Annotated in this window: 18 protein-coding genes and 1 tRNA gene; 14 read left to right on the top strand and 5 right to left on the bottom strand. The window is 59.2% G+C overall.

Annotation, left to right across the window (positions count from 1 at the left end):
• Positions 1-157: 157 nt before the first annotated feature.
• From resB to B9A12_RS03810, 7 genes are all read left to right on the top strand, one after another.
• Complete coding sequence (resB, locus tag B9A12_RS03780; protein WP_084056451.1) at positions 158-1,537, top strand: cytochrome c biogenesis protein ResB; 1,380 nt, start codon at positions 158-160, stop codon at positions 1,535-1,537.
• Positions 1,538-1,543: 6 nt separating this feature from the next.
• Entirely contained in the window at positions 1,544-2,392 is an 849-nt protein-coding gene (gene ccsB / locus B9A12_RS03785; RefSeq protein ID WP_084056453.1) for a c-type cytochrome biogenesis protein CcsB, read from the top strand.
• A 44-nt stretch (positions 2,393-2,436) separates the two neighbouring features.
• The gene (locus tag B9A12_RS03790; protein WP_084056456.1) at positions 2,437-2,661 is read left to right on the top strand and encodes a twin-arginine translocase TatA/TatE family subunit; all 225 of its coding nucleotides are present in this window, start codon (positions 2,437-2,439) and stop codon (positions 2,659-2,661) included.
• A gap of 2 nt (positions 2,662-2,663) precedes the next feature.
• Complete coding sequence (tatB, locus tag B9A12_RS03795; protein ID WP_084056458.1) at positions 2,664-3,035, top strand: Sec-independent protein translocase protein TatB; 372 nt, start codon at positions 2,664-2,666, stop codon at positions 3,033-3,035.
• An 8-nt stretch (positions 3,036-3,043) separates the two neighbouring features.
• Positions 3,044-3,823, top strand: coding sequence for a twin-arginine translocase subunit TatC (tatC, locus tag B9A12_RS03800; RefSeq protein ID WP_084056460.1), 780 nt, complete (start codon positions 3,044-3,046; stop codon positions 3,821-3,823).
• 32 nt (positions 3,824-3,855) lie between these two features.
• Positions 3,856-4,521 (top strand): XTP/dITP diphosphatase, encoded by a 666-nt coding sequence (locus B9A12_RS03805; RefSeq protein ID WP_084056462.1) that lies wholly within the window; start codon positions 3,856-3,858, stop codon positions 4,519-4,521.
• Between the two features lie 94 nt (positions 4,522-4,615).
• The gene (locus tag B9A12_RS03810; RefSeq protein ID WP_139796478.1) at positions 4,616-5,176 is read left to right on the top strand and encodes a cobalamin B12-binding domain-containing protein; all 561 of its coding nucleotides are present in this window, start codon (positions 4,616-4,618) and stop codon (positions 5,174-5,176) included.
• Here B9A12_RS03810 and B9A12_RS03815 read toward each other — a convergent pair.
• Positions 5,164-5,586 carry an iron-sulfur cluster assembly scaffold protein gene (locus tag B9A12_RS03815; RefSeq protein ID WP_084056466.1) on the bottom strand — a complete coding sequence of 141 codons (423 nt, stop codon included), beginning with the start codon at positions 5,584-5,586 and terminating at the stop codon, positions 5,164-5,166. The two genes, B9A12_RS03810 and B9A12_RS03815, sit on opposite strands and share 13 nt — an antisense overlap.
• A 252-nt stretch (positions 5,587-5,838) precedes the next feature.
• Here B9A12_RS03815 and B9A12_RS03820 point away from each other — a divergent pair, with 252 nt between their 5' ends.
• Entirely contained in the window at positions 5,839-7,014 is a 1,176-nt protein-coding gene (locus B9A12_RS03820; protein ID WP_084056468.1) for a 6-phosphofructokinase, read from the top strand.
• Between the two features lie 119 nt (positions 7,015-7,133).
• Here B9A12_RS03820 and cytX read toward each other — a convergent pair whose 3' ends face one another.
• Together cytX and B9A12_RS03830 are read right to left on the bottom strand one after the other, a co-directional pair.
• Positions 7,134-8,393 (bottom strand): putative hydroxymethylpyrimidine transporter CytX, encoded by a 1,260-nt coding sequence (gene cytX / locus B9A12_RS03825; RefSeq protein ID WP_212636822.1) that lies wholly within the window; start codon positions 8,391-8,393, stop codon positions 7,134-7,136.
• Between the two features lie 94 nt (positions 8,394-8,487).
• A complete protein-coding gene (locus B9A12_RS03830) occupies positions 8,488-9,126 on the bottom strand; it encodes a hypothetical protein (RefSeq protein ID WP_170920323.1) in 639 nt (212 codons plus the stop codon).
• Between the two features lie 168 nt (positions 9,127-9,294).
• Here B9A12_RS03830 and B9A12_RS03835 point away from each other — a divergent pair, with 168 nt between their 5' ends.
• Complete coding sequence (locus B9A12_RS03835; RefSeq protein ID WP_170920324.1) at positions 9,295-10,380, top strand: sensor domain-containing diguanylate cyclase; 1,086 nt, start codon at positions 9,295-9,297, stop codon at positions 10,378-10,380.
• 173 nt (positions 10,381-10,553) lie between these two features.
• Here B9A12_RS03835 and B9A12_RS03840 read toward each other — a convergent pair whose 3' ends face one another.
• On the bottom strand, positions 10,554-11,099 hold the full coding sequence (locus B9A12_RS03840; RefSeq protein ID WP_084056474.1) for a hypothetical protein: 546 nt from the start codon (positions 11,097-11,099) through the stop codon (positions 10,554-10,556).
• Between the two features lie 463 nt (positions 11,100-11,562).
• On the bottom strand, positions 11,563-11,754 hold the full coding sequence (locus B9A12_RS03845) for a hypothetical protein (protein WP_084056475.1): 192 nt from the start codon (positions 11,752-11,754) through the stop codon (positions 11,563-11,565).
• A 223-nt stretch (positions 11,755-11,977) separates the two neighbouring features.
• Between B9A12_RS03845 and B9A12_RS03850 the strand changes: the two genes are divergently transcribed.
• From B9A12_RS03850 to lon, 5 genes are all read left to right on the top strand, one after another.
• Positions 11,978-12,059, top strand: a tRNA-Leu gene (locus tag B9A12_RS03850).
• Positions 12,060-12,251: 192 nt separating this feature from the next.
• Positions 12,252-13,568, top strand: coding sequence for a trigger factor (gene tig, locus B9A12_RS03855; RefSeq protein WP_084056477.1), 1,317 nt, complete (start codon positions 12,252-12,254; stop codon positions 13,566-13,568).
• Positions 13,569-13,570: 2 nt separating this feature from the next.
• Complete coding sequence (clpP, locus tag B9A12_RS03860) at positions 13,571-14,179, top strand: ATP-dependent Clp endopeptidase proteolytic subunit ClpP (protein WP_084056479.1); 609 nt, start codon at positions 13,571-13,573, stop codon at positions 14,177-14,179.
• A gap of 335 nt (positions 14,180-14,514) precedes the next feature.
• Positions 14,515-15,771, top strand: a complete 1,257-nt coding sequence (clpX, locus tag B9A12_RS03865) for an ATP-dependent Clp protease ATP-binding subunit ClpX (protein WP_084056481.1) — start codon at positions 14,515-14,517, stop codon at positions 15,769-15,771.
• A 40-nt stretch (positions 15,772-15,811) separates the two neighbouring features.
• Positions 15,812-18,265 carry an endopeptidase La gene (gene lon / locus B9A12_RS03870; RefSeq protein ID WP_084056483.1) on the top strand — a complete coding sequence of 818 codons (2,454 nt, stop codon included), beginning with the start codon at positions 15,812-15,814 and terminating at the stop codon, positions 18,263-18,265.
• The last annotated feature ends 86 nt before the right edge of the window (positions 18,266-18,351 follow it).

Consider the following 18,351-nt stretch of genomic DNA (forward strand, 5'->3'; position numbering starts at 1 on the left):
CCCCTACTGTAGGTTATCTAAGAACTCAAAAAGGGCCGCATGACTCAGTGAAACTATATTATCGGAAATTCCAAAAGATGCCGATAGGCCATGCTTGGACAGGCTGCTAGAGCGGCCGGAAATCGATCACGTCAAGCCACTCGAGGTGAATGAACCCATGAGCTCTTCCGCGAACTTGCCATCACTCTTTTCAAGTTCATGGCGAAGGCTGGGAAGCCTTCGACTCACATTGTTCCTCTTCTTCATTCTCACCATCGGTTGCGTGGTGGGCACGTTGTTTCCCCAGGGAGTGGGACAAAGAGAGCTCCTTTCTCAGTTTTCCCCTCGCATCGTGCGCTGGATCCTGGCCCTCCAGCTCCACGATCTCTATCATTCGCCCTGGTTCCAGGCGCTGTTGGGGCTACTGAGCATCAACCTCATTGTGTGCACCATCCAGCGCTTTCCCAAGACCGTGGCTCTGCTCCAGCACCGGGAGGAGTTTCTCGATCCCCGCAAGCTGAGCAAGTTCTCCCTCAGCCGATCCTTCACCGTGTGCGGCGACCTGGCTCGGGTCCGCCAGCACGCCGAACGGGTGGTACGGGACGCCGTGGGTTCGCCCCGTCACTTGCACGCGCCCCAGGACTCCTTTGCCCTTCTGGCGGAATCGGGGCGTTGGACCCGCTACATGGTCTATGTGGTGCATGTGAGTGTGCTCATCATCTTTTTCGGCGCCCTTCTGGGGTCCCTCTACGGCTTCAAAGGCATGATGAACGTGGTGGAAGGAGAAACCAACAACCGCGTTTCCCTCTTTCGAGAACATAAGCAGGTGGTGCTTCCCTTTCAGGTGCGCTGTGACGACTTCGATGTCTCTTTCTACGACACGGGAGCCCCCAAGGAATTTCGATCAGATCTGGCGATCTTGGAAGACGGCCGTGAGGTGCTCCACCGATCCATCCGGGTCAACGATCCCCTCACCTATAAGGGAGTTACCTTTTACCAGGCCTCCTACGGCGCCATCCTTAAGACAGCCAAGGTGCAATTCACGGACAAGGAAGGAGGAACCTCCTTCGCGATGGATCTGTCTTTTCGCGCTCCTGTCCCCTTCGGGGACACGGGCCGCCTTGTGGAGCTGGTGGACTTTGCAGAAGACTTCAACGGCTTCGGGAAGGCGGTGGCCATCGTTACCTACAAGGAAGGGGAACAGCCCAAAGGGTCCTGGATTCTCGTGGATCGCCCCCATTTCCATGGAAACCGTGTGGCGGGCTACGCTGTTCAGGTCTTGGATCTGAACCAGGCCCACTACACGGGCCTGCAGGTCAAGCGGGATCCGGGCGTGACCATCGTCATCACCGGCTTTATTCTGCTCCTGATCGGCCTTGTGACCACGTTTTACACCCAGCACCGCAAGATCTATGTATGGGCCCAGGCCTCCAATCCGGGCACGACCGTCATCTTGGCCGCCCGAACCACCAAGAAAAGCCTTGCCTTCGAAAAGGAATTCCAACATCTTTGTGAGCGCGTGCGCGCGCTGGACGCAACCGCTCGAAAGGAGTCATAGATCGAGATGAACAGTTCCCAGATTCTGGCCTACACCACTTTCGCTTACCTGGCCACCAGCTTTTTGTACCTGGCCGGCGTGACCTTTCGATCCCCCAAGGCCCTCCGTGCCGCCTCATGGACCGCCCTGGCGGCCGTTATCATCAACGTGGCAGGCATCCTGTTGCGCTGGAAGGAATCCTACGACCTGGGCTACGGCCACGCTCCGCTGTCCAATCTGTACGAGTCGCTGGTCTTCGGTGCCGCCTGTGTCATGGGCATCTACCTGGTGATGGAAAAAAAGACCGGGCACCGCGCCCTGGGCGTGGTACCCTCGCTGCTGGCGTTTCTCGCCATGGCGTACGCCTCCTTTTCGCCCGATGTGTCGTCCAGGATCCAGCCGCTCCTGCCCGCCCTCAAAAGCAACTGGCTCATCGCCCATGTGATCACCTGTTTCCTCGGATATGCTGCCTTTGCGATCTCTTTTGCCATCAGCCTGGTTTACCTGTGGCAGCGGCGGCGACACGAGGCGGGCCATGCCTCGGGACGGCTTGGCTTCATCCCCGGTGTCCGTGAACTGGACGAATATAACTACCAGGTGATCCTTTTTGGCTTTCTGTGGCTTTCTGTGGGGATCATCACCGGCTCCGTCTGGGCCAACAGCGCCTGGGGATCTTATTGGAGCTGGGATCCCAAGGAGACGTGGTCGCTCATCACCTGGCTCATTTACGCGGCCGTCCTCCACGCGCGCGTCGTGCGCGGCTGGCAGGGACCGCGGGTGGCGTGGCTTTCCATGGCCGGCTTCTGCTCGGTGTTGTTCACCTACTTCGGGGTGAACTTCCTTTTGAGCGGCCTGCACAGCTACGCCACCAAATAGGGCCGTCCGCCAACGACCTACGAAGGACGGAGGGACACAGCGCCATGGTATTCGGCCTTGGAGCACCTGAACTTCTGGTCATTCTGTGCATTGTCATCTTCATTTACGGCGGCAAACGGGTCGCCGACGTGGGGCGTGGATTGGGCGAGAGCGTCACCCAATTCAAAAAGGCCTTTCGGCCTGAGTCTGAGCAGGTGCAGGATGTGGAATTTCATGAGGTGACCCCACCAGACGACGACCCCGCGCCCGACGGCGAGAAGGGAGAGTGAACATGTTCGGCATTGGATTCCCGGAATTGCTGCTCATCCTGGCCATCGCGCTCATCGTGGTGGGTCCCAATAAGCTTCCAGATCTGGCTCGAGCCCTTGGCAGGGGCTTGGCCGAATTTCGCAAGGCCACCAATGAGATCAAGCAGACCTTCGACCAGGATGAGACCGTCCAGGAGCTTAAGAAGGAATTTCGAACCGCCCAAACCCACATGAGCTTGGAGCGGCTCACGGCACCCGAAGAGATCCCGTCGAGCGTCTCCACGGAAAAGACGGCCCGGCCTTTGGCTGCTGATGAGATTCCAGGAGAAACAGAAGGGCCTTCGGAACAATCCACGCCCTCTTCCGACACCCCCCCCCACTCAACCGGGAGTTGAAAGGTTCCATGAGCACCGAGCAGGATCGCATGCCCTTTACCGAGCATCTGGAGGAGCTGCGCAAGCGCTTGATCACTTGCGCCATCGCCGTGGGGATCGGCTTTGTCATCTGCTACTTTTTCAAGGAGAAGATCTTTGCGTGGCTCATGAAGCCGCTCATCGATGCCCTGCCTGCCGATGGAAGCCGCAAGCTGATCTACACCGCTCCCCACGAAGCCTTTCTCACCTACCTGAAGGTGTCCTTCTTGGCCGGAGTGGGCCTTGCCGTGCCCGTCATCCTCTTTCAATTTTGGCGTTTTGTGGCTCCGGGCCTTTACGAACACGAACGCCGCTACCTGTACCCCATCGTCATCCTTTCCACCGTCTTTTTCCTGGGAGGCGCGCTTTTCGGCTACTACGTGGTCTTTCCCTACGGATTCCAGTTTTTCGCCTCCTTTGCCACGGAGCTCATCGCTCCCATGATCAGCACCAAGGAATTCTTGTCCTTTGCCACCCGGCTTCTTTTTGCCTTCGGGATCATCTTTGAGCTCCCGCTCATTACCTTCTTTTTGGCCAAACTCGGGCTCATCAGCTCATCTTTTCTGCGTCGTCAGCGAAAGTACGCGATTTTGCTCATTTTCGTGGTGGCCGCCTTCTTCACACCACCGGACGTCTTCACTCAAATCCTCATGGCGGGCCCGCTGCTCATTCTCTACGAGATGAGCGTGTGGATCGCGCATTTTTTCGGCAAGAAGGAAGAAGCGGATGACACCGCCCAAGCTGAAGAAGAGACCGCCCCAACCGGGTAAATAACATGCGATCGAGGGGAGGAACCCGTTTGATGAATGCCATCACCATCGTCATTGCCACGCGCAACAAAGGAAAAACGGCGGAGATTCGAGAACTGCTCAAGGACTATCCCGTGGAAATCAAGGATGTGACCGACTTCGGCCCCATCCCGGAACCGATGGAAGACGGGAAAGACTTCGATGAAAACGCCTACAAGAAGGCCCACTTCACCGCGCGGGTCCTGGGACTCCCGGCATTGGCCGACGATTCCGGACTGGAGGTGGAGGCCCTGGGGGGCGCCCCCGGTGTCCATTCGGCCCGCTATGCCGGCCCCGACGCCGATGACGTTAAAAACAATGAGAAACTGCTCCAGGCCATGGCAGGCAAGTCCAACAGGCGGGCCCGCTTCGTGTGCGTCCTGTCCCTGGCGGTTCCCACCGGCCCGGCGCTCACCTATGAAGCCGTCTGTGAGGGAGAAATCACCCACGAACTGCGTGGAACCCATGGGTTTGGATACGACCCCGTCTTTTACTACCCGCCCCTGGGCAAGACCTTCGCCGAGATGACCCTGGAGGAGAAGTCCTCGGTGAGTCACCGTGGTAAGGCGCTCCGGGAATTCCGGGACGAATTCGACAAGGTGATGGTCTGGTTAAGACAACGTCTGGAAGAAGAAAAGCGAATGCTCGTGGGCGATATCTGCCAACACGACCATTCGTAACCCGGGGTCCGTGATCCGCCACGTGGATTGGCAGGTGCAAGCGGGAAAAACCACTCTCCCGCCGCCGGGCGGAGGCCAATCGGCCGAGGGGTCCATGGCGAACGCCCCCCCAGATGAAAGCCCTTCTCTCCAAGCGTTCCAAGACGCCTGGGCGCATTTAAGAAAGTGCGCCCAGGAATTCCTCAATGGCTGGAAGCAAGACGGAATCCCGCCCCGCTGGGCGCTTCTGCAATCGCTCCGAAAGCTCGACCGAACCCGGATAGCTCTTTTGGGCGACGACCTGCCCTTTCCGTTCATGCCCCGCATGTACCTGGCCACCTTGGACGACGGGTGGGGCCATGGCCTGGACGCGATCGAGCTGGCAGGTCGCGGCCTTGGCGCCCCCGTTCGCCGGCTGGGGCTTATGATGGCACCGGAGCAGATCCTGGCCGCCTGCGTGGCCGAACCGCCCCACATCCTGGGGCTGACGGTGCTTCACAACGATTCCGAACCGGCACTGGCCCGCATCTGTAGGGGCATCCCTCCCCAGACCGCCGTCCTCGGCGGCGGCACCGCCTTTTCCCTGGACCCCGACCTGGCACAGCGGACGGGCGTTCACAAGGTGGCGCGCCATGCGCGAGACTTCCTCCACTTCCTTCTCACCTACGCACCGTAAAGCTTCTTCCACGGTTCACGGCGGCGGCGCTGCACATCGGAAAGGGCCAAATAGAGCGCCCCCACCGCCAATTCAGCACAGTGAAAGTGTCCGTCCGGCAAGGTTTCCAGAAAGGCTGCCACCTCCTCTGGACGAATGTCCCAGGCCTCCTCCAGACGCCGCCCTTCGGCCATCTCGGCGACCGTGTTGGCACAGGCCACGGTATTGAGGCACCCGTTCACCTGAAAGGACACGCGCCGCACCCGGTCCCCGTCCATCATGACGAAGAACTCCACCGTATCGCCGCACTCTCCCGTGCGTTTTCCGATTCCGTCCGGAGACGCCATGGTCTCCATGCGATCCGTGCGCAAAGCCATTTCCAAAAACCGAACCGAATGATCCTGCCAAAGGTTGCGCTCTGACTTCTCCATGGTTGTTCCACCCTCCTTATCTTTCCCGTGGGGCTCATGCACTCGAACCGCACCGATGGTCTCCAAGGCCTTGGAAGACCCTACGTGAACAACGCTATTACCAACCCGCTCGCCGCCCGTAAAGAGGTGAAACCCCCTTCCCCCCTTTTTCCGCCTTCTTCCTTTCGACTATCATTAAAGACGTGGAACGATTGAACGGGCGTGGGCCATCAGGCCCCTGAAATCCCCTTTTTTTCCGCAGGAGGCGGAGACATGGCATCCGTAAAACCCAATACCAAGACGCTGGCGGTTCTGACGGGCGGCGGCGACGTACCTGGCCTCAACCCATGCATCAAGACCCTGGTCTACCGCTCCATCGACGAAGGCTATCGCGTTCTGGGCATCCGACGGGGCTGGGCCGGGCTGTTGGAATACCGACCGGAAGTACCCCAAAGCTTCGACCGTTGTCTCCAATGGCTCGAAAAGAACACGGTTCGAACGATCGACCGCACCGGCGGCACCTACCTGCACACATCCCGGACCAACCCGGGAGCCGTGCGTTACAAGGAGGCGCCGGACTTTCTCAAGGACGCCTTCTCTTCCCCGGAAGAACGGAAAGATTTTACCGAACACATCCTCAAGAATCTGGACGCATTGGGGGTGGATATCCTGGTGGCCATCGGCGGAGACGACACCTTGAGCTATGCCGTGCGCCTCCATGAGGAAGGCTTTCCCGTACTGGCCATCCCCAAGACCATGGACAACGACGTCTTCGGCACCGATTATTGCATCGGCTTCTCCACGGCCATCACGCGCAGCGTCAACTTCATCCACGCCCTGCGCACCTCCACCGGATCCCATGAACGCATCGCCGTCATCGAACTCTTCGGGCGCAACTGTGGGGAAACCTCCCTGGTGAGTGCCTATCTGTCGGGGGTGGACCGGGCCATCATCAGCGAGGTCCCCTTCGATCCCCACCGCCTGGCCGACCTCATCATGGAGGACAAGCGGCGCAATCCCAGCAATTATGCCATGCTCACCATCAGCGAGGGGGCCCGCATGACGGGCGGCGCCGTGCTGGAACACGGCGAGGCCGATGCTTATGGGCACCGAAAGCTCGGCGGCATCGGCCTCAGGACGGGAGACATCCTGAAAAAACTCACGGGCGAAGGCATCATCTATCAGCAACTTTCCTATCTCATGCGAAGCGGCGCCCCGGACTCCCTGGATCTCATGGTGGCGGTGAATTTCGCCCACATGACGGTGGATCTGGCGCTGCGCCGAAATTTCGGCCGGTTGGTGGCGCTGAGTCAGGGTACCTACACGGACATGCCCGTGAGCATCCTCACTTCGGGAATGAAACGGGTGGACGTCCACGAACTCTACGACGTGGACCAATACCGGCCCAAGGTCCGTCATGTGATGGGCAAACCCATGTTTCTCTACTGAGAGGCGGCAGCCGAGACGTGGAAGGGCCATCCATACCACTGCAAACGAAAAACGAAAGGAAAAGGGCGGGACACCGGGGTCCCGCCGCCACGATCTCCCAAGCCTCAGCGTGCGCTCGGTTACCTTGGAGTCGCGGCTTTGGATAGGAGCCAATAGAGGAGAGCCGCGCTCAGCAGCCCAGGAAGAGACGATCCCACGGCCCACCCACCGTGCAGCGCCCACTGGTAGATGCCAAAGCCCACGGCCCATGCCACCATGGCTTTCGGGTGGAAGCCGCCCGCATACCAATACACTCCAGGCCCTTCCAGGGCCGCCCCCTCATAGTGCATGCCTCGAACAAGGAAGTAGTCGGCCAGCACCACGCCAAAGATGGGGCAGAAGAGGGACCCGATGAAGAGGAGAAAATTTTCGTACTGGGTCACTGGAAAGATGAGGGCAAGTAGAGTCCCCAAAAGCCCCCCCAATACAATTCCGCGTTTTTCTTTCAGGGCCGGGGCAAAGTTGAGCGCCGAGACGGCCGTGGAGTAGATGTCCAAAAACGTGGTGGTGAAGGTGGAAAAGACCACGATGATCAGGGCCGGGGCCACCCAGCCCATCTTCGCCATCATCTCCAAGACGATCACAGAGGGATCCTGGCCCCCCGTGGCCAGCGCCGCAGCCAGCCCCAATCCGTACATCCAGGAACTCACCACGAAGTAGCCCAGCCAGGTCCCCCAAAAACAGGATCCGGTCCGAGTGGAAAAGCGGGAATAATCCGACACCAGGGGCAGCCAGGATATGGGCATGGCGATGACCAGATCAAGCCCGACCATGAAGCCCATGTCCGACGGTCGGGCCGGTATGGACAGCAGCTTGCTCGGCGTATACTCCGCCAACACCAACCAGGTCATCACCGCACATAGCACCAGCAGGCCGGTCACACTCACCGCGTGGAGCCATTTCCAGTGGCGTTGGCCTCCCAAGGCCCACAGGGTGGTGACCACACCAGAGACGCCGATCCATAAACCCGGGCTGGAAAAGGAAAGGCTTTCCCGGACCAGATTGTGCGCCGCCTCCCCGCAGATGAGCAACATCACCGCCGTCCATCCCACAAGCTGAACCACGTTGAGAACCGACGGAAGGTACGAACCGCGCACACCGAAAGAAGGTCGCAGGCTCATCATGGTGGGGATCCCTTCGCGACTTCCAATCACTCCCCCCATGGCCAAGAAGGTGTTGCCGATCACGTGACCCAGCAAAATGGCGCCCAGCCCGGCCGCCAATCCCCAGGGGACCAACAGGCCGCCCGCCCAGATCTCGGCAAGAGACAAGCCGGCTCCCGCCCAGAGCATGAAATAGTCCAAACCGCCCATCCTTCTTTCCAAGCCGTTCTGCTGCATCCGCGCTCCACCTCTTCTCTCAGATTAGGGTTCCTTCCCGGTCCAGCATCTTCTCCGCACCAACCACGCAGCCGGAGGGTAACCACCTCCCGGCTCAGTCGGCATCCTCCGGCCCCCGGCGCCTCACATACAAGCCCTCCTGCAGGTAGATGGCCTTGACCACACCTTCCAAGTCCTTCCTTCCAACGGCTTTCTTCACCTTGAGATGGGCCAGGGCTTTTTCCAGAAACCGACAGCCCGCCTCCAGGGTGGGCGTGCACAGGCACCCCGCCAGCGAATAGTAGCCCCAGACGCGAAACGGGAGCGAATAGTCTGGCCTTTCTGAAAGTTCCAGAAAGTGAAAAACCGTCTTTTCTCCGCCCCAAAAGGGCCCACGGGGCGAGAGGATGGGCAGCGAGACTTCCTCGGCGATCACCTCCAGACCGTGGTGCTCCCGCAGATACAGCCTCAGTTCCCACACCTCCTCCTCCGTCAGATAGCGAAGCACTTCCTCGCGCGCCTTCTTTTGGAGCCGCTCGTCCAGCGAATAAAAATCGGCCACCAGATGTTCCCACGGGGCCACCGGCTCCGTTCTGTCCAGACGGTACCAGTTGAATCGGACATTGTAATAGGTGAGCTCTTCCCGTTGAAGCTCTCCGATGGAATAGGCGCGAAAGAGCACCAGGGGACGGAGTCCCCCGCCCTGTCCGCGCCCGCCGCGGCCTCCTCGGATGACATGAAATCGCCTTGCCATGCCCATGGATTTCCTCTACCTAGAAACTGTGGCGGACAGAACCCAGCCCCTCCGCCCGAAGGGCCCAGCCCGGGTTTTTTTCGGCGCTCCTTTTTTTATCCAACGGCCTGCCCGGAAGCGGGACGATTTCACACGCGGCAGGATATGCACCACTTTTCAGGGGACAGTATGTACGACATCGATCTTATTCTTCAAAACGCCAAAAGAAACGAGGAGATCGCGCGAAAGCTCTTCGACGTGGAAGTGTGTATCTTGTCCATCACCAACTTCCAGGACCTTCTGGAACGCCTCCTCCACCTCATTCAAACCAAGTTCCAGATCCCGTATGTGTGGCTCTCCTTGGTGAAAAGTCGACTTTTTGCTCCGGCCTTGGATCCCTCGATTCAGTCCCCACGGCTCAAGCACCGACTGAATCTCACCACCCGGGAAAACCTTGTGAAAGTGCTGGATCCAGAGGGAACCCCGGTACTGGCAAACGACGCGTTGCGCCGTTTCTACGGGCTCTTTCCCGATCAGCAGGCCTACGCCATCGGTTCCATCGCCGTGGCCCCTCTCACCCTGGACGGCCACATCATCGGCACCCTCAATCTGGCCGACGTGGATCCCCAACGCTTTCAACCCGATATGGATACCTTTTTTCTATCACAGTTGGCTGTAAAGGTCTCCATCTGCTTTTCCAACGTCATCTCACGGGAAAAACTAAACTATCTGGCCACCCGCGACCCCCTCACCGGCCTGCCCAACCGCCGCGAACTGGAGCTGCGCTTGCAGCGCGAATGCAAGCGCAGCTCCCGCTACGGTACACCACTGGCGCTGGTCTTTGTGGATTGTGACGATTTCAAGGGGATCAATGACCAATATGGTCACGACGCCGGCGATGCCTTCCTCAAACATGTGGCCGCAACACTGCGGAATTCACTGCGCGAAGAGGACATGGTGGCACGCTTCGCGGGGGATGAATTTGTGCTGGTCCTGCCCAATCAACATAAGGAGGAGGCCCGGCGTGTCATGGAGCGTCTTGCTCAAACGCTCGCTTCGCGCCCCTTGGCCTACGAAGACCATCAGATATGGGGCAGCTTGAGCTTTGGCATCGCCGTTGACCGCGCCGGAAAGAAGACCCCCGCTGCTTTGCTGCGGGAAGCCGATGAAGCCCTCTATGAGCACAAGAAGTCCAAAAGAGACCGCAACGAGGCATCGTCCTGGCAAACGGCCGTGACGGAAGACCGCGAAGAGCCAGGCTGCAAGACGCCGTGATTGGCACATGATGAACGGTGGGTCATGGGTAAGGACTTACAAAGGAGGAGGGGCAACCCGGCGGGTGGCCCCCAGGAGCGTGATCGAAAATGCCGCTTTTAGAGCTTTTGGCTATGCCGAGTGTTGGAAATTGCGGTGGTCCGAATGGATATTTGGCGTTCTCAGATAGGCTCCTAGCCCAGGCGCTTTTTCAGCGCCCGCATCAGCTGCTCCTCCAGTTTTTCAGGACTGTCCTCTGAGCCGAGCGCCATCTTCGGCCGTCCGTAGATCTCAATGGCGGGAGAAGAACGCTTCATGTACAGACGACACACCCAGCGTCGCGGGTTGTTGTCCAGGGTAAGGGCCACGTAGTTCTTGGTCTGGCGGCCTACCAGTTCCACACCGGCAGGAAGGTGCGGCGAAAACAGGTGGACCAGTTTTTCCAACCAGTCCTGTTCCATGGATTCTTCGCCGCTTGCCGCTGTTTGCCCATGCGGTCGATCCACCGGAGGGCCTTCCGGCGGGGAAACCTCCTCCGGCTCTTCTTCCAAGTGCGGCTTGGCTTCGGATTCCGTCGAAGGCGCCGCCTCCTGGCCTCCCCCCTCCTCTTTCGAAACCTTGGCCTCTTCGGCCGCTTCAGCGGATCCCGGAATGCCGTTCATGGATCTTTGTTTGGACGTTTGTGACGCGATAAAGAGCATTCCCAGGAAACTAATGACGAAGAAAAGGATCGGTTTCATGAAAAGAGCTCCTCAGTAGTTGTTCCAAGTTTCTTTGCAACATCAACCGGATATGCAACGCTTTTACGGTACTTTGTCGCTTCTGTCAATGAAAACGGCATGTTTTTCCGATCGATTCCGGGGCTCTTCCCGGTCAGTGCCGTCCGTCATCGTTGACCGGCATTTGGAGACCTCCCGGGCCGACGCAGCCGTCCTGGCCATGTTACCGTCCAAGCCATGAAGATCTCCACACGTGGTCATTCTATTGGGAGCGGATTCCCGGGTGGGATACCCATAATCGTTGATAATAGTTATCTTAGGCGCTGTGGGTTGGGAGACAAAGGGTCTGAAGTGGCCCCGACCTCGCCCCCGAGCGGCCCCCAAGGGGTTGAAACGGGGCCCGGAATGCGTTCTCGGTGGGCTTGCATGGCCCCCGAACGCCCATGGGTCCACAGGTGACACCACAGCAAGATGCTCGCCCCCCTCATTTCCGTACGGAAAAGAGGGAATCCACCTTGCAATCGCCCGTCTTTTCCTTCACCTCACACTCTTTACAAAGCGTTCCATATTCCGGCCGACTCTGCCGCTTGACCACGTCCATGCCCGAAGGGTACTGGGAACAGTTGGAACACCAGTGCCACGTTTGGCTGTCCTCTTTACGGCGATAAACCACCATGGCTTTTCTCCTTCTTCCCCTGTGGGTTGCGTCATGCCCGTTGGCGGTCTTTCCAGATCCACATCCATTATAACGATTCCCATGAAGCCCGCCCACCCGTGGGCCCCACCCCCCTTTCGTCCACGCTTGTGCGGACGTGCTAACGCTTTAGATTATCTTCCCCTTTTCCCTTGACACTCCGGGGACCAGCGTTTACAAGTTCCTGTGCTTCGCTGGGCGCAGTGCGAGAGTGGCGGAATTGGCAAACGCACTGGACTTAGGATCCAGCGCCCTCGGGCTTGGGGGTTCGACTCCCCCCTCTCGCACCCGTGCAGGAAACGCGGCGTTGGTCAAGCCGGCAAACGAAGTCGGGCCCCCGAGCGGCTCACTTCGTTTCATTTTATGTACATGCCGCCTCCACGCGCACCTCGGGAGCCGCTCCAGCGGCTTTCGGCTCTTCGGGTGGACGAGCGGGCTATCACGACAACACTATGCAGAGGGAAGGTTAGACCGTGGAGATGAAGGTTTCTGTTACAGACGTGAGCGCAACCCAAAAGAAGCTCCAAGTGGTGGTTCCCGCCGACAGGGTCCAAAAGGAACTGGATCGCCGGTATCGTCAATTGGCCAAGCAGGTGCGCATCAAGGGTTTCCGCCCGGGCAAGGTACCTCGGAAGATCCTCCAATCCTACTACGGCAAGACCGTCGAAGGGGAAGTCTCCAATCAGCTCATTCAGGAAACGTATCCCGATGCGCTCAAGGAAGCCGACATCAAGCCCCTGATGGAAGGGGATGTGGACGACTTTTCCTTTGACGAGTCCGGAACCTTTACCTACACCGCTCTGGTGGAAGTCCAACCTGAATTCCAGGTCGACGACTACCTGGGCCTGGAAGTTGAGAAGCCGGACACCACGGTCACCGACGAGATGGTGGAACAGGAGCTGGAAAACCTGCGGGATCGCCATGCCGAGATCCGAACCGTGGAGGAAGACCGGGAGGCCCGTCTCGGCGACGTGGCGGTGGTGGATTTCACTCCCTTCATCGACGGCGAGCTCTACGAAAAGGGCAAGACGGACGATTTCAACCTGGAGCTGGGAACGGGAAGCCTGCATCCGCAGTTTGACGACCAGGTGGTGGGACATCGAGCCGGCGAGACCTTCGAGTTCGACCTGGACTACCCGGAGGATGCGGAAAACGCCGATCTGGCCGGAAAAACCGTTCACTTCCAGGTCACCTTGAAAGAGCTGAAAGAGAAGGTTCTTCCCGACTTGGACGATGAATTCGCCAAGAAGGGGGGAGACCACGATTCCCTGGAAGGGTTGAAGGAGAGCGTGCGGGAAAGGCTTCAAAAGTCCCGCGAGCAGGCCTCCACCATGGCGGTGCGCCAGTCGATCGTGGAGCAGCTGACCGCAAAGGCCGACTTTGAGCTGTCGGAAAAGGTGGTGGATCGGGAGGTGGATCGGCGTATCAACCAGTTTGTGCACCAGTTCTCGGCCCAGGGCATCAACTTGGATCCCGCTCGGTTCAACACCCCGGAGATCCGCCAAGAGCAACGGCCGCAGGCGGAACGGGATATCCGGTGGCGCCTCATCGTGGAACAGATCGCCAAGCAGGAACAGATCGAGCTGAGCGAGGAAGAAAAGGAAGCCGTCTACCAGGATGTGGCCCGGCTTTACAGGACCACGGCCGATGATATAAGAGAAAACTATCAGGAAAGCGCCGCGGTTCAGGAAATGATCCAGCACAAGCTGGAGGAAAAGGTCCTCAAGCTCCTGGAGGACAACGCCGTGGCGGTGGCACCATCCAAGGAGGAAGAGCCGCAACAGGCGGAGGAATAGTCATGTCTTTGATACCCATTGTCATAGAACAGAGCAGCCGGGGCGAGCGGGCGTTCGATATCTACTCCCGCCTGCTCCGGGATCGGATCATCTTTCTGGGCACTCCCGTCACCGACGAGGTGGCCAATGTGGTCATCGCGCAGATGCTCTTTTTGGAATCGGAAGACCCGGACAAGGACATCCACTTTTACATCAACTCCCCCGGTGGATTGGTGACCGCGGGGCTGGCCATCTACGACACCATGCAGTACATCAAGCCGGATGTGTCCACGCTGTGCATGGGCCAGGCCGCCAGCATGGCCGCCGTGCTCTTGGCCGCCGGCGTAAAGGGAAAGCGCTATGCACTGCCCCACGCCCGAATCATGCTGCACCAGCCCATGGGCGGGTTCCAGGGACAGGCCACCGACGTGGACATCCAGGCCCGGGAGATCTTGCGTCTGCGCGAAGAGCTGAATAAGATCCTGACCACCCACACCGGGCAGCCCCTGGAACAGATCGAAAAAGACACGGACCGTGACTTTTACATGTCGGGCCATCAGGCCAAGGACTACGGAATTGTGGACGAGGTGATCATCAAAAGGGTTGAGGAACCGTCAGAAGGCAGCCAATAGGCCCCACGGATCCCAGTGTCCTGCAAGAAGTTACAAGGCGCGCCAGGCCGTGGCGGGGGATCGCAGGTCCCCCGCTTCTTTTTTCTGGCAAAGATTAAAATTCCACGCATCCTTCATTGACATGGTGCATAATTTGCTTACGCCTAGAAGGCGGCACCACGTTTCGGGCGGAGGAGCACCTGCCCATTGATGGAGCCCACAACAGCCGTTATGATTAAGCAGCTTTCCATCTGGAACGGCTGGCAACGCTTAGAAAGCACGACCAGGAGCCGGGCCGACCTCAGCCCGCCCATCGGGGGCAACGGCGGTCCGAGCCAAGATCAGGAGGACTCTCAATGGCCAAGAAGCGAGAAGACAGAACGGGCGAGCTCAGATGCTCATTTTGCGGCAAGAGCCAGAATGAAGTGAAGAAGCTCATCGCCGGCCCGACCGTCTATATCTGTGACGAGTGCGTGGAGCTCTGCAACGACATCATCGCCGAGGAATACGAGCGGGATGAGGCGTCCCGAGCCACTCAGATTCCCAAGCCTGCAGAGATCAAGGACGCCCTGGACAAGTACGTGATCGGGCAACAACGTGCCAAGAAGATCCTGTCCGTGGCGGTGCACAACCACTACAAGCGCATCGATCTGCGCCCGGACAAGAAGGACGACGTGGAGCTCCAGAAGAGCAACATCCTCATGATCGGCCCCACGGGTTCGGGTAAGACCCTGCTGGCCCAGACCTTGGCCAAGATCCTCAACGTTCCCTTCACCATTGCCGACGCCACCACGTTGACGGAAGCGGGCTATGTGGGCGAGGACGTGGAGAACATTTTGGTCAGCCTGATCCAGGCGGCCGACTACGACATTGAGCGTGCTTCCCGCGGCATCGTCTATATCGATGAAATTGACAAGATCGCCAAAAAGTCCGACAGCCCGTCCATCACCCGCGATGTGTCCGGGGAAGGGGTCCAGCAGGCCCTGTTGAAGATCCTGGAAGGCACCGTGGCCAATGTGCCGCCCAAGGGCGGGCGCAAGCACCCGCAACAGGAGTTCATCAAGATCGACACCACCAACATTCTGTTCATCTGCGGCGGAGCCTTCAACCACCTGGATTCCATCATTCGATCCAGAACGGGTGTCAAGGGCTTGGGCTTTGCTGCCGATATCAGGAGTGAAGAGAAGAAGAACATCGGCGAAACCCTGTGTCAGGTGCAGCCCGAGGATCTCATCCGGTTCGGAATGATCCCCGAGTTCGTGGGACGGCTTCCGGTAATCGCCACCCTGGGCGAACTCACGGAAGATGAGCTGATCCAGATCCTCACCGAGCCCCGCAACGCCCTGGTCAAGCAGTACAAGAAGCTCTTCGAGCTGGAAAGCGTGAAGCTCCGCTTCACCGAGGGCGCACTGAGGGCCATCGCCCAGGAGGCCATCCGGAGAAAATCCGGAGCTCGAGGGCTCCGGTCCATCATGGAAAACATCATGCTGGACATCATGTACGATCTGCCGTCCCAGACGGACGTGGAGGAGTGCGTGATCAACGAAGAAGCGGTGGTGAACAAGGAGCCGCCTCTGGTGATTTATCGCAGTGAGAGCCGAGAGTCGGCCTGAACCTGTCCTTCAGACGGGAACAAGGAAGCAGATGGGAGCTATGTTTAAGAGAATCCGACACAGAGACGAACCCAGCGATCTCGACACCCACATCACCGTGCCCTTGTTGCCGTTGCGCGACATCGTGGTGTTCCCTTCCATGGTCGTTCCGCTTTTCGTGGGCCGGGACAAGTCGGTCAACGCCTTGGAGCGGGCCATGAACACGGACAAGCAGATCTTCCTGGCCGCCCAAAAGAACGCCAAGACCGACAACCCGGGCGAGAAGGACATTCACCGTGTCGGGACCCTGGCCACCATCTTGCAACTGCTGCGTCTTCCCGACGGCACGGTCAAGGTTCTGGTGGAAGGCGAACGGAGAGGACGGATCCTGAGCTTTTTGCCGCAACCGGACGCGTTCCACGTGGCCGTAGACCTTCTTGATGAAGCGGCGACGACGGACCCCACGGAGATGGAGGCGCTGCGGCGCGGGGTTCGGTCGGCCTTCGAATCCTATTCCAAGCACAACAAGAAGATCACCCAGGAGGTACTGGAAGCGGTCGCCGAAATCGACGATCCCTCCAAGCTGGCGGACACCGTGGCCGCCTACATGCCGTTCAAGATCGAGGTGAAACAGAAGCTCCTGGAGACCGTGGATCCGGTGCGACGGCTGGAGAGGCTTTTCGGCTACATCCGCGCAGAGATTGAGATCATCAAAACGGAGGAGCGCATCAAGGGCCGGGTCAAAAAGCAGATGGAAAAGACCCAGCGCGAGTACTACCTGAACGAACAGATGCGCGCCATCCAAAAGGAGATGGGCGAAAAGGACGATTTCAAGTCCGAGCTGCAGGAGCTGGAGCGGCGCATCAAGAGGAAGCGGTTGAGCAAGGATGCGGCGGCCAAGGTGCGCCAGGAATTCAAAAAGCTCAAGCTCATGTCGCCCATGAGTGCGGAAGCCACCGTGGTCCGCAACTACATCGACTGGATCTTATCCCTGCCCTGGTACGAAAAGACCAAGGATAAGCTGGATATCGACGCGGCGGCACGGATCCTGGACGAAGACCATTACGGCCTGGAGAAACCCAAGGAGCGGATCCTGGAATATCTGGCCGTGCAGGCCCTGGTGAAGAAGATCAAGGGCCCCATCCTGTGCTTTGTGGGCCCTCCGGGCGTGGGCAAGACCTCCCTGGCGCGTTCCATCGCCCGGGCCATGAACCGTAACTTTGTGAGGCTGTCGCTGGGCGGTGTGCGCGACGAGGCGGAGATCCGCGGCCACCGGCGCACCTACATCGGCGCCATGCCCGGCAAGATCATCCAGAGCCTTCGCAAGGTCAAGAGCGCCAATCCGGTCTTCTGTCTGGACGAAATCGACAAGATGACCATGGATTTTCGCGGCGATCCGGCGGCGGCGCTCCTGGAGGTCTTGGACCCCGAGCAGAACTTCGCCTTCAACGACCACTACCTGGATCTGGACTACGATCTGTCCTCCATCTTTTTCATCACCACGGCCAACACGCTCCACGCCATCCCCCTGCCCTTGCAGGACCGCATGGAAATCATCCGCCTGCCGGGCTACACGGAAGTGGAGAAGCTGGAGATTGCCAAGGGCTTCCTGGTGCGCAAGCAGTGTGAAGCCAACGGCATCACCGAGGACAATGTGGTCTTTTCCGACGAGAGCCTGCTTTACATCATCCGCCACTACACCAAAGAGGCGGGGGTGCGGAACCTGGAGCGTGAGATCGCCTCCATTTGCCGCAAGGTGGCCAAAGAGGTGGTCCGCCATGGACCGGAAACCCGAGTGGAGCTCACGGAGGACATCATCCAGGATTACCTGGGCGTTCCCCGGTTCCGATACGGCCGCGCCGAGGAAAAGGATGAAGTGGGCTTGGCCATCGGACTGGCCTGGACCGAGGTGGGCGGAGATATCCTGGGCATCGAAACCCTCACCATGCCCGGCAAGGGAAAGATTCTCATCACCGGAAAGCTGGGCGACGTCATGCAGGAATCGGCCAAGGCCGCCTTCAGTTACGTGCGCAACCGAGCCGAACGGCTGGGCATCCCCAAGGATTTCTATGAACACCTGGATCTGCACGTGCACGTGCCCGAAGGGGCCATCCCCAAGGACGGCCCGTCGGCGGGCATCACCATGGCCACGTCCATGGTATCGGCTCTGACCCGGATACCGGTGCGCAGCGACGTGGCCATGACGGGCGAGATCACCCTCCGGGGACGCGTGCTTCCCATCGGCGGGCTCAAGGAGAAGATCCTGGCCGCCCATCGAGGGCTGATCAAAACGGTTCTCATACCCAAGGACAACGCCAAAGATCTGAAGGAGATCCCGGCCAAGATCTTGGAAGAGGTGAACATTGAGCTGGTGGAGCACATGGACGATGTGCTCCGAAAGGCCCTGGCCCTGGACGATCCGGACAGCCTTTTCCGGGAGGTTCCCGGCGAGGCCCAGCCGGTCTTTTTCGGCTCGGAAAAGCCTTCGGTTACCGAGGACATTCAGGCCCATTGAGAGCCAAAAAAGTGCTTGACTTGACCGAGGGGATCCTGTACAAACGGGCCTCGCGTGGGGGCGAGGCCGAAACGATCCCCCCGGAA

Origin of the sequence: Desulfacinum hydrothermale DSM 13146, assembly GCF_900176285.1 — a bacterium.
GTDB classification, from domain to species: Bacteria; Desulfobacterota; Syntrophobacteria; order Syntrophobacterales; family DSM-9756; genus Desulfacinum; species Desulfacinum hydrothermale.